17 protein-coding genes are annotated in these 18,927 nt (G+C 64.0%); 11 read left to right on the top strand and 6 right to left on the bottom strand.

Features of this window, described 5'->3' with window-relative positions; genetic code table 11:
* Positions 1-141 precede the first annotated feature (141 nt).
* The 3 genes from zipA (at position 142) to IE061_RS02575 (ending at position 4,722) form a co-directional block, all read left to right on the top strand.
* The gene (gene zipA, locus IE061_RS02585) at positions 142-2,277 is read left to right on the top strand and encodes a cell division protein ZipA (protein ID WP_193460884.1); all 2,136 of its coding nucleotides are present in this window, start codon (positions 142-144) and stop codon (positions 2,275-2,277) included.
* Positions 2,278-2,416: 139 nt separating this feature from the next.
* Entirely contained in the window at positions 2,417-4,453 is a 2,037-nt protein-coding gene (ligA, locus tag IE061_RS02580; RefSeq protein WP_193460883.1) for an NAD-dependent DNA ligase LigA, read from the top strand.
* Positions 4,450-4,722: a YheU family protein gene (locus IE061_RS02575; RefSeq protein WP_016914817.1), complete on the top strand. Its 273-nt coding sequence runs from the start codon at positions 4,450-4,452 to the stop codon at positions 4,720-4,722. Before ligA ends, IE061_RS02575 begins: the two co-directional genes overlap by 4 nt.
* On the opposite strand, the gene mnmC is transcribed toward IE061_RS02575, so the two are convergent.
* Complete coding sequence (gene mnmC, locus IE061_RS02570) at positions 4,716-6,686, bottom strand: bifunctional tRNA (5-methylaminomethyl-2-thiouridine)(34)-methyltransferase MnmD/FAD-dependent 5-carboxymethylaminomethyl-2-thiouridine(34) oxidoreductase MnmC (protein WP_230478368.1); 1,971 nt, start codon at positions 6,684-6,686, stop codon at positions 4,716-4,718. The genes IE061_RS02575 and mnmC overlap by 7 nt on opposite strands.
* A gap of 207 nt (positions 6,687-6,893) precedes the next feature.
* On the bottom strand, positions 6,894-7,193 hold the full coding sequence (locus tag IE061_RS02565; RefSeq protein WP_016914815.1) for a YciI family protein: 300 nt from the start codon (positions 7,191-7,193) through the stop codon (positions 6,894-6,896).
* A gap of 142 nt (positions 7,194-7,335) precedes the next feature.
* Here IE061_RS02565 and IE061_RS02560 point away from each other — a divergent pair, with 142 nt between their 5' ends.
* Both IE061_RS02560 and IE061_RS02555 read left to right on the top strand, forming a co-directional pair.
* Positions 7,336-8,274: a PHP domain-containing protein gene (locus IE061_RS02560; RefSeq protein WP_189462798.1), complete on the top strand. Its 939-nt coding sequence runs from the start codon at positions 7,336-7,338 to the stop codon at positions 8,272-8,274.
* Between the two features lie 81 nt (positions 8,275-8,355).
* Positions 8,356-8,976: an L-threonylcarbamoyladenylate synthase gene (locus IE061_RS02555; RefSeq protein WP_016914813.1), complete on the top strand. Its 621-nt coding sequence runs from the start codon at positions 8,356-8,358 to the stop codon at positions 8,974-8,976.
* 71 nt (positions 8,977-9,047) lie between these two features.
* Here IE061_RS02555 and IE061_RS02550 read toward each other — a convergent pair whose 3' ends face one another.
* Positions 9,048-9,938 (bottom strand): ion transporter, encoded by an 891-nt coding sequence (locus IE061_RS02550; RefSeq protein WP_039183515.1) that lies wholly within the window; start codon positions 9,936-9,938, stop codon positions 9,048-9,050.
* 38 nt (positions 9,939-9,976) lie between these two features.
* Positions 9,977-10,873 (bottom strand): CYTH domain-containing protein, encoded by an 897-nt coding sequence (locus IE061_RS02545; RefSeq protein WP_193460882.1) that lies wholly within the window; start codon positions 10,871-10,873, stop codon positions 9,977-9,979.
* Between the two features lie 131 nt (positions 10,874-11,004).
* Here IE061_RS02545 and IE061_RS02540 point away from each other — a divergent pair, with 131 nt between their 5' ends.
* The 4 genes from IE061_RS02540 (at position 11,005) to IE061_RS02525 (ending at position 14,721) form a co-directional block, all read left to right on the top strand.
* Positions 11,005-11,685, top strand: a complete 681-nt coding sequence (locus IE061_RS02540; protein ID WP_016914810.1) for a TIGR00153 family protein — start codon at positions 11,005-11,007, stop codon at positions 11,683-11,685.
* A 9-nt stretch (positions 11,686-11,694) separates the two neighbouring features.
* Positions 11,695-12,960 carry an inorganic phosphate transporter gene (locus IE061_RS02535; RefSeq protein WP_039183509.1) on the top strand — a complete coding sequence of 422 codons (1,266 nt, stop codon included), beginning with the start codon at positions 11,695-11,697 and terminating at the stop codon, positions 12,958-12,960.
* Between the two features lie 157 nt (positions 12,961-13,117).
* Entirely contained in the window at positions 13,118-14,434 is a 1,317-nt protein-coding gene (argA, locus tag IE061_RS02530; protein WP_039183507.1) for an amino-acid N-acetyltransferase, read from the top strand.
* Between the two features lie 89 nt (positions 14,435-14,523).
* Positions 14,524-14,721: a hypothetical protein gene (locus IE061_RS02525; protein WP_193460881.1), complete on the top strand. Its 198-nt coding sequence runs from the start codon at positions 14,524-14,526 to the stop codon at positions 14,719-14,721.
* 37 nt (positions 14,722-14,758) lie between these two features.
* Here the strand turns inward: IE061_RS02525 and IE061_RS02520 are convergent, their stop codons facing one another.
* Complete coding sequence (locus IE061_RS02520; protein WP_039183505.1) at positions 14,759-15,613, bottom strand: SDR family oxidoreductase; 855 nt, start codon at positions 15,611-15,613, stop codon at positions 14,759-14,761.
* Positions 15,614-15,987: 374 nt separating this feature from the next.
* Here IE061_RS02520 and IE061_RS18170 point away from each other — a divergent pair, with 374 nt between their 5' ends.
* Positions 15,988-16,122 carry a hypothetical protein gene (locus IE061_RS18170; protein ID WP_254893829.1) on the top strand — a complete coding sequence of 45 codons (135 nt, stop codon included), beginning with the start codon at positions 15,988-15,990 and terminating at the stop codon, positions 16,120-16,122.
* Between the two features lie 14 nt (positions 16,123-16,136).
* Here IE061_RS18170 and xseA read toward each other — a convergent pair whose 3' ends face one another.
* Positions 16,137-17,480 (bottom strand): exodeoxyribonuclease VII large subunit, encoded by a 1,344-nt coding sequence (gene xseA, locus IE061_RS02515; RefSeq protein WP_193460880.1) that lies wholly within the window; start codon positions 17,478-17,480, stop codon positions 16,137-16,139.
* A 228-nt stretch (positions 17,481-17,708) separates the two neighbouring features.
* Between xseA and IE061_RS02510 the strand changes: the two genes are divergently transcribed.
* Positions 17,709-18,908 carry a sodium:phosphate symporter gene (locus IE061_RS02510; protein ID WP_058578695.1) on the top strand — a complete coding sequence of 400 codons (1,200 nt, stop codon included), beginning with the start codon at positions 17,709-17,711 and terminating at the stop codon, positions 18,906-18,908.
* The last annotated feature ends 19 nt before the right edge of the window (positions 18,909-18,927 follow it).

Below are 18,927 nucleotides of genomic sequence, written 5' to 3'. Positions count from 1 at the left end.
TGCCTGCAAAAAGTGGCCCTTTTTGTAATAATCGCGCTATGCTTGGCACTAAACGTATCTTGATAAGAAGGTCCCCCATATTTGGGTGCCGCGCACGCGCTGCATCTGGTAACCGGTTAGTTGACCCATGGAATGCTCGACATGGAATTAAGAGAGTGGTTAATCATTCTAGGACTGGCTCTGGTGTCGCTCATCGTCGTTGATGGTGCGCGAAGGCTTCAGCGTCAACGGCGTGTCCCGCAGCTGGATCAGGCTGGCAAGGATCTGCCCGCCGTCAAGCCGGAAGAGTTGAGTGACGAGGCCAAGGAAGCGGAAATCAACTGGGAACTGCCCAATGGCGGTGCTCGGGTCGTCAAACCCGCCGATTACAGTGGTCTGGGCCAAAAGCCCAAGTTGAAGCGTCAGGACCACCCCGGGCCTTCCAAAGTCCTTTCTGACTTCCGCCGCTCGTTTGCTCAATCCGTGACCGCAAACGCAAAGTCGTTTACTTCGAAGTCTTCCAAACCTGCCGTGGCCCAAGCGGCAGCAGCGAACGGTGAGACCGCCAAGCGCAGCGAGCCCCCGAAGGCGGCTCCATCGCGTGCCGAACCGTCGATGTCTCCGTCGCCCGTCTCAACTCCTGTTGCACACAGTGCCATGCCCGAGGCAGCGTCCGCTGCTTCCCGAGAAGCCGCCCATAGCGAGCCCCGCCGTGAGCCCAGCCTGTTTGCGGGTGAGCCGACGTCTCAGCATGAAGCTGTAGCTCCAGAAGCCACTGTTTCAACTGTTTCAGAAGCCACTGCTCCAGAAGCCATCGCTTCAAAAGCCATTGCTTCAGAAAGCACCGTCTCAGAAGCCAAGACTCCAGAATCTCTGGTGTCAGAAGAAACTGCAGCCCCAGAATCTGTGGCTCCTGAAGCTATCGCCGTGGCGTCTGCTGCTCCGGTTCCCGTCGAGTCAGCCATCCAGCAGCAGCCTTCTCCAGAAACGGCAGCTCCTACGGTGTCCGAGCCTGCGGTTGAGCCCTTATCCACCACACCGGCTGCCGAAGACGACCACAAAGCCACGGCGGCCGCTGCCGCTGAGAGCGTCGAGCCTGTTCTGTCCGCCACGGACACGCCGGAAAGCACGCCGCTGAGCGCCGTAGAGCCGGAACCCGATGCCGAGCCGGTGCTGCGCGCCGAGCCGGAAGATGCCGTCTTTGCCAAGTCCTCCGAGACGCCCAGGCGTCGGCAGCTGCGTTCGGATATCGCAGGCGACGTGGACGAGCTGGATGACGACGAGGTAGACCGCTACCGCCTGGTCGACTTCGAAGGTATTGGCCGCTCCTTCAAGCGCCGTATCATCGAACGCCGCAAACAGAAAGCCATCAAGAAAGCCGAAAAAGCCAAGCGTGCCGAAGCGCTGGCCAAGCAGAAAGCCGAGCGCAAAGCCCTGGAGGCCGAGCAGCGCCGCGTGGCCAAGGAAGCGGCAGAAGCAGAAAAAGCGCGCATTGCTCAGGAAAAAGCCCAGGCTCGCGAGCTGGCGGCGACGGACGCTGCTGCCAAACGCACCTCGCGTGGCAAGGCCCCGGCGCTGGACAGCTACGATGACGCCGACCGCTACGCAGCCCCCGCCGCTGCCCGCGGTGCCTATGACGATGGTGCTTCCCATCATGATGACCGCTATGCGGCTTATGATGCAGGTCGCACCGATGCTGCCGACTACGATGATGCCTACGCAGAATTCGATGGTGCCTATGAAGAGCCTGCCTATGAGGCACGCGAAAGCGTGGTACGCGCTCATCCGACGCTGGAGAAAGCGCTGCGCCACGACGTCAACGGCGAACACGCACGAGAAACCCTGGCCGATGCCGAAGAGATGATCGTCATCAGCGTGCTGTCTCGCGACCCGGAAGGGTTCGACGGCAGCAAGCTTCTTGAACTGATGATGGCGTGTGGCCTGCGTTACAGCCGTACCATGGGTGTCTTCCACCGGTTCGAAACCGAAAGCGCCGAGAGCGAGCTGCAGTTCTCCATGGTGAACGTGCTGAAGCCCGGCACTTTCCCTATCGAAGAGATGGACGAGTTCGTCACCCCGGGCATCACCTTCCTGATGCCGCTGCCCGGTGCGCTGGATAGCGCCGCTGCCTTCGAGGCCATGGTGGAAACCGCCATGGTGGTGGTGCGTCACATGGGCGGTGAATTGAAAGACGAGAACCGCAGCGTCATGACGGCGCAAACCATCGAGTTTGCCCGCCAGCGGGTGCGCGAGTTCGAGCGTCGCCATCGACTGCATCGCCAGTTGCAGGCACGCTAAACGTTTCTGTCATGCCCACACCCGCCTTCTACCCGAAGGCGGGTGTTTTTGTTATTGCCGTTTCGATTGCTGTCCGTTTTTAATACTGTCCATTTTCATGTCGCACTGACCCCTTTTTCATCTGTTTCGGAATGCCCGCATGAGTTCGCTAGACCCCGCCCTGCTAGAAGAGATTGGCCAACTGCGCGCTGATCTGGATGACGCCAATTATCGCTACTACGTGCTGGACGAGCCCACGCTGACCGATGCCGACTACGACCGCAAGCTGCAACGTTTGCAGCAGATCGAGGCAGAACACCCTGACCTGATATCGCCAGACTCGCCCACCCAGCGAGTGGGCGCGGCCCCGGCGGAAGGCTTTCCGGAAGTGGCCCATGCCATTCCCATGCTGTCGCTGGACAACGCCTTCAGCCGTGAAGACATCATCGCCTTCGCCCAGCGGGTGGCCGAACGTCTGGAGTGCCAGCCCGAGGAGATCGAATTCAGCTGCGAACCCAAGCTGGATGGCGCAGCGGTCTCGCTGGTGTACGAACAGGGTGTGCTGGTCAGCGGTGCAACGCGCGGCGATGGGCGTACGGGCGAGGGTATTACCTCCAACCTGCGTACCTTGCGCTCGGTGCCGCTCAAGCTGATGGGAGGCACGTTGCCCGAGCTGGTGGAGGTGCGTGGCGAGGTCATCATGCGCCACGCCGGGTTCGAAGCGCTGAACCAGCGTGCCCGAGACGAGGGCAGCAAGGTGTTTGCCAACCCGCGTAACGCGGCAGCAGGCAGCCTGCGCCAACTCGACCCGCGCATTACTGCAACGCGACCGCTGGAGTTCCACGCCTATCAGGCGGCGCGGTTGGAGCCCGAGATGGGCGATACCACCCATAGCGCCTTGATGGCCAGGCTCTCCCAACTGGGGTTCAAAACCAGCGCCGAGCTGAGCGTGTTGCAGGGGCCAGACGCCGTGGCCGACTACTGTGAACGGCTGGGCGAAAAGCGTGATCAGCTGGGCTACGACATCGACGGCGTGGTGATCAAGGTCAACGACCTGCGCCACCAGCGGGAGCTGGGCTTCGTGGCCCGCGCGCCACGCTGGGCGGTGGCCTTCAAGTTCCCTGCCCAGGAAGAGGTCACGCTGCTCAACGACGTGGAGTTTCAGGTAGGCCGTACCGGCGCGATTACCCCGGTGGCACGGCTAGAGCCGGTCACGGTGGCTGGGGTGACGGTGTCCAACGCCACGCTGCACAATGCCGACGAGATCGAGCGGCTGGGCGTCATGATTGGCGACACCGTGGCCATTCGGCGGGCGGGGGACGTGATTCCTCAGGTGGTACGTGTCGATGTCGAGAAGCGCCCTGCCGAAGCCCGCGCCATTGTATTCCCTGACCAGTGCCCGGTGTGCGGCTCCGAGGTCGAGCGCCTGGAAGGCGAGGCGGTGGCCCGCTGTTCCGGCGGCCTCTACTGCGCGGCCCAGCGCAAGGAAGCGCTCAAGCACTTTGCCAGCCGCAAGGCCATGGACATCGACGGCCTGGGGGAGAAACTGATCGAGCAACTGGTCGAGCAGGACTGGGTCAAGACCCCCGCCGAGCTGTTCCACCTGACCGTCGAGCAGCTCAAAAGCCTGCCGCGCATGGGTGAAAAGTCCGCCACCAACCTGGTCAATGCGCTGGAAAAAGCCAAGCAGACCACGCTGCCACGGTTCATTTACGCACTGGGCATTCGTGAAGTGGGCGAAGCCACTGCTGCCAACGTGGCCAACCACTTTGGCACGCTGCAAGCCCTTCAGGAGGCCGACACGCATGCGCTGGAAGCGGTCAACGACGTGGGGCCCATCGTGGCGAAACACATCCATACCTTTTTCCGGCAGCCGCACAACCTCGACACCCTGGACGCGCTGATTGCGGCGGGGGTCGTCTGGCAGGAAACCGAGGTGGCCCAGGGGCCCACGCCGCTGGAAGGCCAGTCCTGGGTGCTGACCGGCGCCATGGAGAGCATGACCCGTGACGAAGGCAAGGCACGTTTGCAGGCGCTGGGGGCCAAAGTGGCGGGCAGCGTGTCCAAAAAGACCACCTGCCTGGTGGCCGGTGAGGCTGCGGGCAGCAAGCTCACCAAAGCCGAGGAACTAGGCGTCGAAGTGATCGACGAAGCCACCTTTATCGAGCGTTTGAGCGCGTGGGAGCAGAGCGAATGAGCCGTTTCATAGAAGTACCCGCCCGCATGCTGCCGCCCGAGACGCTGGATGCGCTGCTGGAGGCGTTCGTGACCCGCCAGGGCTACGATACCACTGATACCGGCGAAGGCATGCGCGGCTGGGTCGCCGAGGTCAAGCGGCAGCTGGAGCGTCACGAGCTGATCATCGCCCATGACCTGGAGCTGGAAATGACCGAAGTGATGACGCTCGCCCAATGGCGTGCCTTTGGGCGAGAGCTGGCCGATGACGAGGAAGAGGGCGATTACTGAGCGCGGATCAGCGCACTGATCAGGCGCCTTCCCGGGTGCAGGTGGTCCACCAGCGGCTGCTCCAGGGGGAGCGGCTCATCGCACAGGCTGGAAGCCAGCACTTCGGCGCACAGCGGCGCGCTGGCCAGCCCACGAGAGCCATGGGCAGTGGAGATCCACAGCCCGCCATGGTGTTGGCCTGGGGTCTCTGGCACCTTCGAGGCATCCTTGGCCAGCGCCGCGTAGGCCGTGCGCCACGCGGCCGCGTCGGGCACTGGCCCGGCATAGGGTGTCTTGTCGGGGCTGGCGGCGCGCACGGCGGCTCGGCCCGTCAAGGCGCTGGGTGTCAGCGGGCCCGTGGCGGCCTCCAGCGCCGCGACCCAGTCGGGCAAGGCCTGGCGCAGCTCGTCGATATTGCGCTGATGGTCTGCGTCGGCGGTGTGGGTGGTGGCATCGTTGGGCACGAAGCTGGCGCCGAAGGTGAGCACGCCCTCCAGCGGCGGCGACACATAGCCCCCCGCACACACCACGCGCTGAGGAGCCGCCGTGCCCTCCGGCAGCGGTAGCTCGCTCACCTGGCCACGCACCTGCTGCAGCGGCAGCTCCGCCGTCTGGGCGAAACCGTTGGCCAATGACGCCGTGGCAATCACCACCTGGTCGGCGGCCAGGGTGTCGCCGTTGGCCAGGGTGATCTGCCAGCCCGCTGGCGTGGCGTGCAGCGCCGTGGCCTCCCCGTGGCGCAGGGTGATGCCGGGGTGTTGCAGCAGTTGCTCGCAGAGCCGTTTGGGCTGTACCCATCCCGCCTGTGGGTAAAAAAGGCCCTGTGCCGCTGCCGTGGGCACACCGGCCAGCGCGTCGGGGGCCTCGCTGGCCGCGACCAGCGTTTCCGGCAGCGGGTGGTGGGCCATGAAGCGCTGCTGGCGGCTGGCCTCTTTCTCGCTCAAGGCCAGCTGCACCACGCCGCAGGGCTGCCAGAGGGGCGGCTGCTGTGGCCCCGCGGCCGCGAGTTGGCCCAGCCAGCGCTGGCTGTAGAGCAGCCCCGCCAGGTAGAAGCGGCTCTGCAGGTTGGTCTCCACCGCAAGCTTCACGTACAGCGCCCCCTGCCGATTACCCGACCCGCCCGCGCCGGGCTGCTCACGCTCCAGCACCGTTACCTGGCGGCCGCGCCGTGCCAGGGCGGCCGCCACGCTGCTCCCGGCCATGCCTGCGCCAATCACCACGATGTGCTGTGAGCGAAGGGTGGGCGGTGGCGTAAACCACGGCGTCCGCTGGCGACGGTTGTCCACAGGCGGTGTGGCAATACTGCCGGCCAGCATTTCCCGCTTGCGACCGAAGCCAGGCACCTTCTGCCATGCGAAGCCTGCGGCTTTCAGGCCGCGCTTGACGATTCCCGCGCAGGTGAAGGTGGCAAAGGTGGCTCCGGGCCGCGAACGGGCCGCCATGGCAGCAAACAGCTCGGGCTGCCACATCTCCGGGTTTTTGGAAGGGGCAAAGCCATCCAGGAACCAGGCATCCACCTGGCCTTGCAAGGCTTCCAGCCGTTCGGTGGTGTCGCCAAAGTGCAGGTCCAGGGTGACGCGTTCGCTCAGGTGCAAACGGTGAACGCCGCTGATGGGATCGGGCCACAGGGCGCAGAGCGCCTGTGAATAACTGGCCAACGATGGCCAGGCGCTCAGGGCACGCGCCAGGGCAGTGTGGCCCAACGGGAATTTTTCGGTAGAGAGCAGGTGCAGCCGTGCCCCTGGTGGGGCGTGGCGTTCGAAGCAGGCCCAGGCACACAGCATGTTCAGCCCGGTGCCAAAGCCGGTTTCTCCAATCACGAATGCTCGGGGTGCCTGCCACTCGGCAAACCGCTGGGGCAGGTGGTTGGCCGCCAGAAAGACGTGTTCGGTTTCCGCGCGACCGTCCTCCCGGGAAAAATAGACGTCACCGAAGGCATCGGAGTGCGGGGCATCGTCGTTCCAGGAGAGCGTCGGGGCGGTCATGGCCGCCAGCGGGGGCAGGTCAGTGGGGCGCTGGGTCACGCGAATATCCGTGGTGGTCGAAGGGTGAACGAAGGTGGTCAAAAAATGATCAATTTGTTCAGCAGGGCGCTATCTCTGGCTTATAGAAAAGCGTCCGCCGTGTTTTCACAGAGTTTTCCACAGGCTCTGTGAAAAAGCAGGCGGACCCTCCACAGTCGCCCTTGTGGGTCAAGGCAAAACTTTCTTGAACGGCTTAACAATTACCTTGGCATAGACCCCGGCAATGATGTAAGGGTCGGCATCCGCCCAGGCCTTGGCCGCTTCCAGGCTGTCGAATTCGGCCACCACCAGGCTGCCGCTAAAGCCCGCTTCGCCGGGGTTGTCGGTGTCGATGGCCGGGTGGGGGCCAGCCAATACCAGACGGCCTTCGTCACGCAGCGCTTCCAGCCGTGCCAGATGGTCCGGGCGGGCGGCCAGTCGGCGCTCCAGGCTATTGGCCACATCTTCACTGATAATTGCATACAGCATGGGGATAACTCCTTGAAGGCAGTGCGGTTGGGGAAGCCTTGCAATCGCTCCCGGCATTGACCGCGTGCTGGTTAACGCGCACCATGGCGAGCTGTTGTACCACACGCCTATTCTGACAAACTCGCCACACGGCGTCATGCTAATGCCACGACTTCCTGAAGCTTTTCCCCCAGCACTGCCCCGTGTGTTCGATGCCGATCAGCGCTACCCGGTCGATTTGCACATGCACTCTACCGCCTCGGATGGGTCGCTGCCGCCTGACGAGCTGGTGGCGCTGTGCGCCGCCCGAGGCATGACGCACATTGCCCTCACCGACCACGACACCATGGATGGCACGGCAGAAGCCAGCCTGGCCGCCGAGCAGGCGGGCCTGTGCCTGGTGCCCGGCTGCGAGTTATCCACGCGCTGGCAGGGCATCAATATTCACGTGGTGGCGTTGATGCCGGGCGGCTTGCAGGGAGCGCTGGTGGAGGGTCTGGAGCAGCAGCGCCAGGCGCGTATCCAGCGGGCTGAAGTGATTGCCGAGCGGCTGGAGAAAATGGGCCTGCCCGATGCGTTGGCCAAGGCCCGCGCCCAGGCAGGCAGCGACCGCCCGCTAGGGCGCCCGGATTTTGCCCGTGCCTTGGTGGCGGAAGGCGTGGTGGCCGACTGGGCCGGAGCCTTCAAGCGCTACCTGGGCAGCGGAAAGAAGGGCGATGTGAAAGCCCACTGGCCCGAGATTGCCGATGCCGTGGGCTGGGTGGTGGCGTCCGGCGGCGTCGCGGTGCTGGCCCACCCGCTGCGCTACGGGCTGACCCGGCGCAAGCGCGGCCTGTTGCTGGATGCTTTCACCGCCGCAGGGGGCGAGGCGGTCGAGCTGGTCAGCGGCCAGCAAAACCCGGACAGCACCCGTGACCTGGCGCGTCAGCTGGTGGAGCGCTCGCTGTACGCCTCGCTGGGCAGCGATTTTCATTTTCCCGGCAGCCACGCCGCCCCCGGCAGCATGAGCGTGGTGCCACGTACCGCCGCGCCGCCCATCTGGGAACACCCTCGGCTGGCGCACATGCGCGATGCCGCGCCGGGCATGCTGGCGGCTGGGTGATCACGCGCCGTATCGGCTAAGCTGTCGGTATCGCGCTAACGAATGTGCAACGAACGGACCGCCGAACGGCAGGAGCAAGCGATGAGCCAATATTTCCAGATTCACCCCGAGAACCCGCAAAAACGGCTGATCGATCAGGCCACCGAGATCATTCGCAAAGGGGGCGTGGTGGCGTACCCCACGGATTCCGGCTATGCGCTGGGCTGCCACCTGGGCGAAAAGAAGGCCATCGAGAAGATCAAATGGCTGCGCTCGCTGGACGATAAGCACAACTTTACCCTGATGTGTTCGGACCTTTCCGAGATCGGTACCTACGCCAAGGTAGACAACGCCGTGTTCCGGCTGCTGAAAGCCCACACGCCGGGGCCTTACACCTACATTCTGGATGCCACCACGGAAGTGCCGCGCCTGCTGCTGCACCCCAAGCGCCGCTCGATAGGCGTACGCGTGCCGGACCATCGGATTACCCACGCCTTGCTGGAAGCGCTGGGTGAACCGCTGATGAGCGTGACGCTGATTCCGGTGGGGGAAACGCTGCCCATGAGCGACCCGGAAGAGATCCGTGAGCGCTTTGGGGCGCATCTGGATCTGATCATCGACGGCGGCGCTTGCCACCTGGACCCGACCAGCGTCATCGACCTGCGCGAACTGCCGCCGACCATCGTGCGGGAAGGGCGCGGCGACACCACGCCTTTCCAGTAGCGTTTCACTCGTTCTCTTTCACAAGCCCTTTTTCCAGCTAGCCATGACGCCAGCGCCTCCCGGCGCTGGCGTCATTGTTGGGGGGCTTCCTCGGGCGGTTCTTCCTTGGGCTTGCGCGGGTCTTCGCTCTCTTCGTCCAGCCAGGTGCCGCAGCGCAAGCAGTAGCGGGCGCGCTTTTCGTGGCGGTCGTGGCCGCAGCCGGGGCAGGCTTCTTCCGAGTAGCGGTCTTCGCGGATGGAGCGGATCACCTGGGCCGAGAATACCCCGGTGGGCACGGCAATGATCGAGTAACCAATCAGCATCAGGATGACGGTGATGGCCTTGCCCAGCGGGGTGGCGGGCACGATGTCGCCGTAGCCCACCGTGGTCATGCTGACGATGGCCCAGTAAATGGAGATCGGGATGCTGGTGAAACCTGCCTCGTCGGACTCGATGGTGTACATCAGCGCGGCAAACAGCGTCACCAGCATCAGAATGCTGAAAAAGAACAGCAAAATCTGACGCAGGCTGCGCTTCAGGGCATCCAGCAGCAGCCGTGCTTCCCCGACGAACTCCATCAGGCGCAGGATGCGGAAAATGCGCAGCACGCGCAGAATCCGCACGATCACCAGCGCATGGGCGCCGGGCAACAGCAGCACCAGCCAGGTGGGGATGATCGCAATCACATCGACCACCCCGTAAAAGCTCTTGAGATAGACGGTGGGCCGCTCCAGGCAGTAAAGACGCACCAGCAGCTCAAGGCTGAACAGCAGCGTGAACATCCACTCCATGTAGAAAAACAGCGAGTCATAGCGCTGGGCGTACTGCTCTACGCTGCCCAGCAGAATCACCGCCACGCTCAGCAGGATGGCGATGATCAAGGCGATATCGAACGCTTTGGCCCCCGGGGTATCCGACTCGAAAATCACGTGGAATAACCGCGTGCGCAATCCTTCGGCACCGGGGCTGAGGTCAAAGCTCATGGTTTCGTCCTGAAATAAGCGGCCAAGGGGGATGCGTTTCAGCGTAGCGCGGTTTGCTGGCCAAGGCGACGGGCCAGCGTCAACGCTGCAACGCCGTACGCCGCCGTGGGCTGGCCGGTGGTGCCCAGCTCGGCCGTCAGCGTGAGGGCCTCGCGCCGTGCGGCGTCATCCAGCGATGGGTGTTGGGCCAGTTCACTCAGCGCCTGTCGGGCCGCCGCCAGGTGCTCGGGGTGGCCACTGTCATGGAAGGCATCCAGTGCCACGGTGGCGCGGTGCAGCCATGCGCTGGGGGTGCTGGCCTCGGGCAGTGTCCACTGCTGCTGGCCCAGGGCATTGCCTCGGGCGGCCTTGCTGCTGTCAGAAGGGCGCAGTGCCACCCGCTCTGCCAGTGCCAGGGCCAACCCCCATAGCGCATCGGCGCTGCCCTCTTTCAGCTCCAGTTCGACCTCGCCAATAGGGGCGCGGGCGCTACCCGCCACGATCTCCCCTTCGTCCACCACCAGCTCGATGGCGCTGCCTTGCCATGCCAACTGCCAGGTACGGCGGTGGAAATCGGTGCTCAGCGTGGGTTGCAGCGCCGCTATCTGTTCGGCCAACGGCCCTTGAAACGGCGGCAGCTCGGCCAGCCCGGCCTGGTCGAGAGCGTGCTCGTCCAGCGGCCACTCCCACTCTTCACGACGCGATAACCCGCCGCCGCCCTGGCCTGCGGTCTTGACCGTTTGCAGCACGCGCTGGCCCAGTCGGCGCAGCCGAACGGCGACCCGGCCAGCGGCCAGATGGCTCTGGGGAGTATCGAAATAGGTGTTGGTCAAGGCCTGCTGCTGGGGCGGCTCTGCCAAGAGCGGATGGGCCAGCAGCGCGTCGAGCGCGCCGGGCCCCAGGGCCAGCTTCAGTTCGACTTCCTGAGGGGCTGCCGGATGAGGGTGTTGGGTCATGACGCTTCCTGCCAAGTGGTCTATGTTGCTTATTGATGACGGTTGAATGAACTTTTTATGACGAAGCCGAGCGCACTCTTTATACTGTCGCCCGCCATTTCCAGGCTCCCCGAAAACAGGCTAAAGGCTCTATGGTAACCTCCAACCCTTTTTCCGCGATGTTTGGCCGCTCGCCATTCCAGCCGCTGCTGGCCCACATCGTCAAGGCCAATGAATGCGCCGACCTCCTCCTGCCGTTCTTCGAAGCGACCCTTGCCGGTGACTGGGACGCCGCCGCCGAGCTGCGTGAGCAGGTGACCACTCTGGAGCACGAAGCCGACACCCTCAAGACCGAGCTGCGGCTCAACCTGCCCAACAGCATGTTCCTGCCGGTCTCGCGCTCGGACCTGCTCGACTTGATCAGCGTACAGGACAAGATCGCCAACAAGGTGCGTGACATTACCGGCATCATGCTGGGCCGTAAAATGCGCGTGCCCGACGAGCTGGCCGATTTGATGCGCGAGTACATGGCCACCAGTGTGGCCTGCGTGGCCCAGGCGCGCCAGGCGCTGGAAGAGTTGAAGGACCTGCTGGAGTCCGGCTTTGGGCGCAACGTCTCGGACGTGATGCAGAACATGATCCGCGAGCTGCACGTGCTGGAGCACCAGGCGGATGATCAGCAGGTGGCGATTCGCCGCCGTCTTTTCGAGCTGGAAAGCCAGCTTCCCCCCGTGGATGTGATCTTTCTCTACAAGATCATCGACTGGGTCGGCGAAGTCTCCGACCGCGCCGAACGCGTGGGCAGCCGCCTGCAGATCCTGACCGCACGCTAAGGGGCTCCCATGCAGATTATTGCTCAGCACGGCGACATCTTTATCATTCTGGCCTGCCTGTTTGGCTTCTTCATGGCCTGGGGCGTGGGTGCCAACGACGTGGCGAACGCCATGGGCACCTCGGTGGGATCGAAAGCGATCACTATCAAGCAAGCCATCATCATTGCGGTCATCTTCGAGTTCCTGGGGGCCTGGCTGGCCGGGGGCGAAGTCACCGCCACCATCCGTGGCGGCATGCTGGACCCGGCACTGTTGGAAGCCAACCCGCAGCTGCTGGTATACGGCATGTTGTCGGCCCTGCTGGCGGCGGGTATCTGGCTGATGATTGCCTCGGCCCGAGGCTGGCCGGTGTCGACCACCCACTCGATCGTGGGCGCCATCGTGGGCTTTGGTGCCGTGGGACTGGGCGTGGAAGCCGTGGCCTGGAGCCGCGTGGGCACCATTGCTTCCAGCTGGGTCATTTCGCCGCTGCTGGCGGGCACCATCGGCTTCGTGCTGTTCAAATCGGTGCAGTACCTGATTTTCGAGAACAAGGACCCGTTTGCCGCCGCCAAGCGCTACGTGCCGGGCTATGTGTTCCTGGTAGGCTTCATCGTTTCCATGGTCACCCTCACCAAGGGGCTGACCCACGTGGGGCTCGACCTGAGCTTTGGCCAGAGCTTCCTGCTGTCGATTCTGATCGGCATCGTGATCATGGGCGTCGGGGTGGTCATGCAGCGGCGTATCAAGTACGTGCAGAGCGCCAGCGACCACTTCGGCTATGCCAACGTGGAACGGGTATTCGGCGTGCTGATGATCTTCACTGCCTGTGCCATGGCGTTTGCCCACGGCTCCAACGACGTGGCCAATGCCGTTGGCCCGCTGGCGGCGGTGATCAGCGTGGTGCGCAGCGACGGCGTGATCGACAGTGCCGCGCTGGTGCCCTGGTGGGTGCTGGTGCTGGGCGGTGGCGGCATCGTGGTGGGCCTGGTGACCTACGGCCATAAGGTGATTGCCACCGTGGGCACCGGCATTACCGAACTGACCCCCAGCCGTGGCTTTGCCGCCACGCTGGCGGCAGCCACCACCGTGGTGCTGGCCTCGGGCACCGGGTTGCCCATCTCGACTACCCACACGCTGGTGGGGGCGATCCTCGGCGTGGGCCTGGCCCGCGGCATGGCGGCGCTGAACCTGCGGGTGATCGGCACCATCGTCATGTCCTGGCTGATTACCCTGCCCGCCGGGGCGGGGTTGGCCATCGTGTTCTTCTTCATGTTCAAGGGCATGTTCGGCTGATACACCTCTCCCCAGGCTAACGCTTGGCGGGTATACGGCGGCACCTTCGGCAGCCGGTCTCGACAGGAGATCGCTGCAATAGAAGGTGCCGCTGTTTTTTATGCTCTGTTAAAGTAAGCGTGATCACTTTCATTCACCTGCTGCCGGAGAGCGGCCCTTGGACACACGTTTCCCCTTTGTCGACTGGTTTCGTAATGCCTCCCCGTACATCAATGCCCACCGGGGGCGAACCTTTGTCATCCTGATTGAAGGCGAAGCCATGGCGTCGGGCCGAGGAGAGCAGCTGATTCAGGACCTGGCCTTGCTGCACACGCTGGGCGTGCGCCTGGTGGTGGTGTTCGGCATTCGCCCCCAGGTGCATGAAGCGTTGACGGCCGCCGGTGTGGAGCCCACTCGGGTGGATGGCCGCTGGGTCGCCGACCGCGCCGTGATGGCCCATGTGGAGCAGGTAGCGGCGCATCAGCGGCTCTGGCTGGAAGCGCGGCTCTCGTTGGGGCTGCCCAGCACGCCGCTGCACGGCGTGGAGCTGAGCGTGATTTCCGGCAATCTGGTCACCGCCAAGCCGCTGGGCGTGCGTGAGGGCGTAGACTTCGATCACAGCGGTGAAGTGCGCCGGGTGCGCGCCAGCGCCATCGAAGGGCTGCTGGAGAAGGGCTCGCTGGTGCTGCTGCCGCCGCTGGGGTTCTCCAGCACCGGAGAAGTGTTCGACCTGGACGCCTCGGAAGTGGCCCAGCACGCCGCCGTGGCGCTCAAGGCAGACAAGCTGATTCTGCTGGGCGAATCCGAAGGCCTGGAAGACGAGCAGGGCGCGCTGCTGCGCCAGCTTTCACCTTTCGAAGCCGAACCGCGCTTGCAGCAGGCCGTGCCCGGCAGCGAGCTTGCGCGCCATCTCAACGCGGCCTGCACCGCCGCCCGGGAAGGCGTGGCCCGCACGCACCTGCTCTCCTGGCGCAACCATGATGCGCTGCTGGGGGAGCTGTTCACCCGCGACGGCGTGGGCACCATGATCACCCAGCACCGCTACGAGCAGCTTCGCCCGGCCACGCTCAATGACGTGGCGGGCCTGCTGGAGCTGCTGGAACCTCTGGAGCGGCGCGGCATGCTGGTGGCCCGCTCCCGGGAGCGTCTGGAGCATGAAATCGACGACTACATGGTCATCGAGCGCGACGGCATGGTGATCGGCTGTGCGGCGCTGCACGTCTTCCCCGAGACCACCGTGGGCGAGCTGGCCTGCGTGGCCGTGCATGGCAACTACCGGGGCGGCGAGCGCGGCGAGCGACTGGTCGAAGCCCTGGAGCGACGCGCCCGCCAGCGGGGGCTTTCCGATATGTTCGTGCTCACCACCCATACCGCCCACTGGTTTGTGGAGCGCGGCTTCCGCGCCGCCAGCCTGGAAGACCTGCCCCCCCTCAAACGCGAGGCCTACAACCACGCCCGTAAATCCAAGGTGCTGGTGAAGAATCTGGCGGGTTAGTGGGGAAAACCGGCACCATGCGCGCTATCGACTACCTAACGAGAGTCACTTTGCGCTATGGTAAAAGAAACTAACCGAGGGATGCCGCAATGAGCCTCAAACGTGTCGCACACATTGCCAGTGTCACTACGATCTTTCCGCAAAAGCGGCAGGCAATCCAACCTGTCGAGTTTGTCGTGCACGAGAGCGATGCAGAGGCATTGAAAAGCGATTTTCTGAAGGTTGGAAAAGATATGCAAAAGGCGATGGAGCAATATGACCGACTCCCCAGACTCTCACACTCGTGATTCATCTTAGAGGCGGCATCGCCGCCTCAGAGGGTTGCTAGGTATTCAGAATCACGCCACCGTTCAGGTGCAGTGTTTGGCCGCTCATGTAGGATGACTCTTCACAGGCCAGGTACACGTAGGCCGGGCCGATTTCACTGGGCTGTCCGGCGCGTTTCATCGGCACCTGATTGCCGAACTCCGCGACTTTCTCTTCATCGAAGCTGGCCGGAATCAGCGGTGTCCAGATGGGGCCGGGGGCAACGGCGTTGACACGGATGCCTCGGTCCATCAGCGACATCGCCAGCGAGCGTATCAGCCCCTGAATGGCGCCCTTGGTGGCGGTGTAGTCGATCAGCGTGTCATTGCCCTTGAAGGCATTGATGGAGGAGGTGGCGATGATGGTGTCGCCTTCGCTCAGGTGAGGCAGCGCCGCCTTGGTCAGATAGAAGTGGCTGAACACGTTGGTCTGGAAGGTGCGCTGCAGCTGGTCGTCCGGGATATCGGTGATGTCGTCCCAGTCGTACTGCTCGGCTGCGTTGTGGATCACGATATTGATCTTGCCGAACTCCTGCCGGGTGCGGTTGACGATTTCTCGGCAGAAGCTGGGCGCGGCCACATCGCCTTTCAGCACCAGGCAGCGGCGGCCTTCGGCCTCTACCAGCCGCTTGGTCTCTTCGGCGTCGCGGCTCTCCTTGAGGTGCACGATCACACTGTCGGCCCCTTCACGGGCGTAATGCACCGCAATGGCTCGGCCGATGCCGCTGTCGCCACCGGTGATGATCGCCACTTTATCCAGCAACTTCTCGGCACCGCGATAGCTGTCGCGAATGTACTCGGGCTCGGGGCGCATGGCATGCTCATCGCCCGGCTGTTTTTGCTGATGCTGTGGGGGTTGCTGTTGGTCGCTCATGTGCGGTCACTCCTTTTTAGGCACAGACACGTAACTCCTAAGGACACACGACGCTGCGATGAGCGCTGCCACCCGCATCCTGGGGTGCAGAGCGCTCCAGCGCCGTGCTTACAACGTAGACCAAAGGCGCAGGCCGGGGCAAATGCCGGAGCAGGCCAATCACTCCCAATAGCGACAATTAATAAATGCTATTTAAACACTGCATGAGTGGGTGCCAAACGGGCCGGGAAGGGGGTAACTCGCTGCTTTGGAAAGAGAAGCCTGAAAACCAGGCAGGGCATTGCACGGTTCTGCGGTGCGGCCTTCATGGCAAGCGGGTGGGGAGCGGCTATAGTGAGTGAGGCAACACACACCACCAAGGATCAGGAGGTAGCATGTCCCCGGATAAACACGACCAGAAGCAAGAGCAGAAAAAAGACCAGCGCGACGATCATCACGACGACGCCAACCCGATGCCGGATACCCATCACGTCAATCCTTCCCCGGACGAGTCATCGGACAAAAAGTAATCACCCGTGCGGCGCTATTTCTGATAGCGCCGTTTTACTTCCACGTTCAATCGCCCCTCACCCAGCTTCAATTTGAGCAGCTGGCCCGGCTGAGTATCCTGGGCGCGGCGCACGATCTGGCCTTGTTCGTCCTGGGCGATGGCATAGCCACGGCCTAGTACCGCCAGCGGGCTGACCGCGTTGAGTGCCCAGGCGGCGCTGTGCAGGCGTGCCTGGCGCGCTTCCAGCTGACGCTGCATGGCGCTGGCCAGGCGGCGTTGCAGGCGTTCGATGCGCTCGCTTTCTGCCCGGTGCAGCCGAGCCATGTCCTGGCTGGCCAGCCGGCGGCCGAGCTGGCCGAGCTGTCGCTGCTGTTGGCTCAGCGTGAACTGCATGGCGCGCGCTAGCCGCTGGGTAAGGGCTTGCAGGTGCTGGCGCTGGTGGGCCAGCCGCTCTCCCGGATGGCGGAGCCGAGCGCGCAGGGCGTCCAGCCGCTGGCTATCGCGCTCCAGGCGGGTTTGCAGGGCGCGCTGCAGGCGCTGTTCGGCTTGCCGAAGCTGGCGCTTGAGGGCGTGCTGGTCGGGCACCAGCCGCTCGGCGGCGGCGGAAGGGGTAGGGGCGCGCATGTCGGCGGCGAAATCCGCCAGGGTGACATCCACCTCATGGCCCACGGCAGACATCACCGGCAACCGCGAGTGAAAGATGGCCCGGGCCAAGTGCTCGTTGTTGAACGCCCACAGGTCTTCCAGGCTGCCGCCGCCTCGGGTGATCAGCACCGCATCCTGGGCGGGGTCGAGTCGCGTCTGGCGGTTGAGCAGCGCCAGGGCAGAGATCATCGCCGGGGCCGCTTCTGCGCCCTGAACCGGCACGGGAATCAACGTCACGTCGGCCAATGGCCAGCGCGCGGCCAGCACCGCCAGCACATCGCGGATGGCGGCGCCGCTGGCGGAGCTCAGAATCAGCAGCTTGCGGGGCGGAAAGGGCAGGGGGCGGGCGTTGGCAAATACCCCTTCGCCTTCCAGCTGCGCCTTCAGGCGCTCGTAGGCTGCCAGCAGTTCGCCCAGCCCCGCCGCCTGCACGGCGTCGGCGATCAGCTGGTAATCGCCGCGGGGCTCGAACAGCGAGACCCGGCCGCGCAGCTTGACCTGATCGCCATCGCGCATGGGGGCCGATACGAACCGTGCCCGCTGGCGAAACAGCGCGCAGCGCACCTGGGCGCGGTCATCTTTCAGCGTGAAGTAGATATGCCCGGACGCCGGGCGCGACACGTTGGAAAGCTCGCCTTCCACCCATACATCACCCAGGTCGTTCTCCAGCGCCTTGCGCGCCTTGAGGTTGAGTTGACTGACCGATAGCAGGGGGGCGTTGGGAGCGCTCATGGGAGTTTCCAGTCGCGGGTGAAAGCGGGGATTCGGCCGCTCATTAGACAATACGTGCAGGGCGCACAGCAATGGCCTTGACGGGCTCTCTGGCGTACCATGCGCGCGGAAGGCGGCGCTGCAAGATAAACGTCATCAAAGTGTCACAAAACCATGCTAGGGTGCCCGCCGACACAAAAGTGTCACGAAAGCGTCACATTAGATGTTCACCAACAGGGCAGATTGCTCATGTCGAATCTCGGACCTTCACAAGATCGTCCTGCGCTGGCTCGCCAAGCGCCTCACGAAGTGCCCGCCTGGCTAAGAGGTATCTACGCTGGCTTGTGCTTGTATCTGTTCCTGGCTGCTCTGAACGTTCTGGGTGCGGGGTTAGGCACCTTCGGCAGCGACAGCGATGTTCTGACCCGCGCCTTCGCCTATGGCCAGAACCCCTTCATCGCCTTGATGGCGGGCGTGCTGGTCACCATGGTCGTGCAGAGCTCCTCGTTCACCTCGGCGCTGATCGTGACCCTGGTGGCCAGTGGCGAAATGACCCTGGGCACGGCGGTGTTCGCCATCATGGGGGCCAACATCGGTACGGCCGTCACGGGCGTCATCGTGGCGCTGGCCAACGTGCGTATCAAGCGTAACTTCCGCCGCTCGTTCACCGCGGCGCTGATGCACGACCTGTTCAACATCCTCACGGTGCTGCTGATCTTCCCGGTGGAGTGGCTGACCGGCATGTTCCACGAGCGCGGCTACGGCATCTTCACCCGTTTGGCGGCCTGGCTGGCAGACCTGATTGGCCTGGAAGAAGTCGCCCGCCCCAACAGCCCGATCAAGACCATTACCGCTCCGGTGGTGGATGCCGCCAACTGGCTGGGCGCGGCGCTGATGCCCACCACCGCTGCTGCCGGGCTGATGGTGGCTGGCATCGGCCTGCTGCTGATGTTCGCCGCCCTGGTGTTCATGGTGCAGAACCTGCGCGGCGCGCTGCTGCGCCATATGGATGGCCTGTTCCGTACCTACTTCTTCCGTACCGATGCGCGGGCCTATGGCGTGGGCGTGATCTCGACCGTGCTGGTGCAGTCCAGCTCGATCACCAGCAGCCTGATGGTGCCGCTGGCGGGGGCTGGGGTGGTGCGCCTGCGCCGCGTGCTGCCGTTCATGATGGGGGCCAACCTGGGCACCACCGTGACCAGCGTGCTGGCGGCGACCGCCAACCCGATTGCGGCGGCGATGACGGTGGCGCTGTTTCACGTTATCTTCAACCTTACCGGCACCGCGATCTGGTGGCCGCTGCGGGTCATTCCGCTGCGTATTGCCACCTGGTATGGACGCCTGGCAGGGCAGCACATTCGCTATGCGTTCCTGTTCCTGATCGGTGTGTTCCTGATCGTGCCGCTGGTGGGCATCACGCTGACCGAATTCTTTATCCGCCTGCGCTAAGCGCGGCCAGTTGAGAGGT

Origin of the sequence: Vreelandella hamiltonii, assembly GCF_014651795.1 — a bacterium.
In the GTDB taxonomy this organism is placed as follows: domain Bacteria; phylum Pseudomonadota; class Gammaproteobacteria; order Pseudomonadales; family Halomonadaceae; genus Vreelandella; species Vreelandella hamiltonii.
The sequence above is the reverse complement of the archived record's forward strand: the minus strand, read 5'-3'. Positions and strand labels throughout refer to the sequence as shown.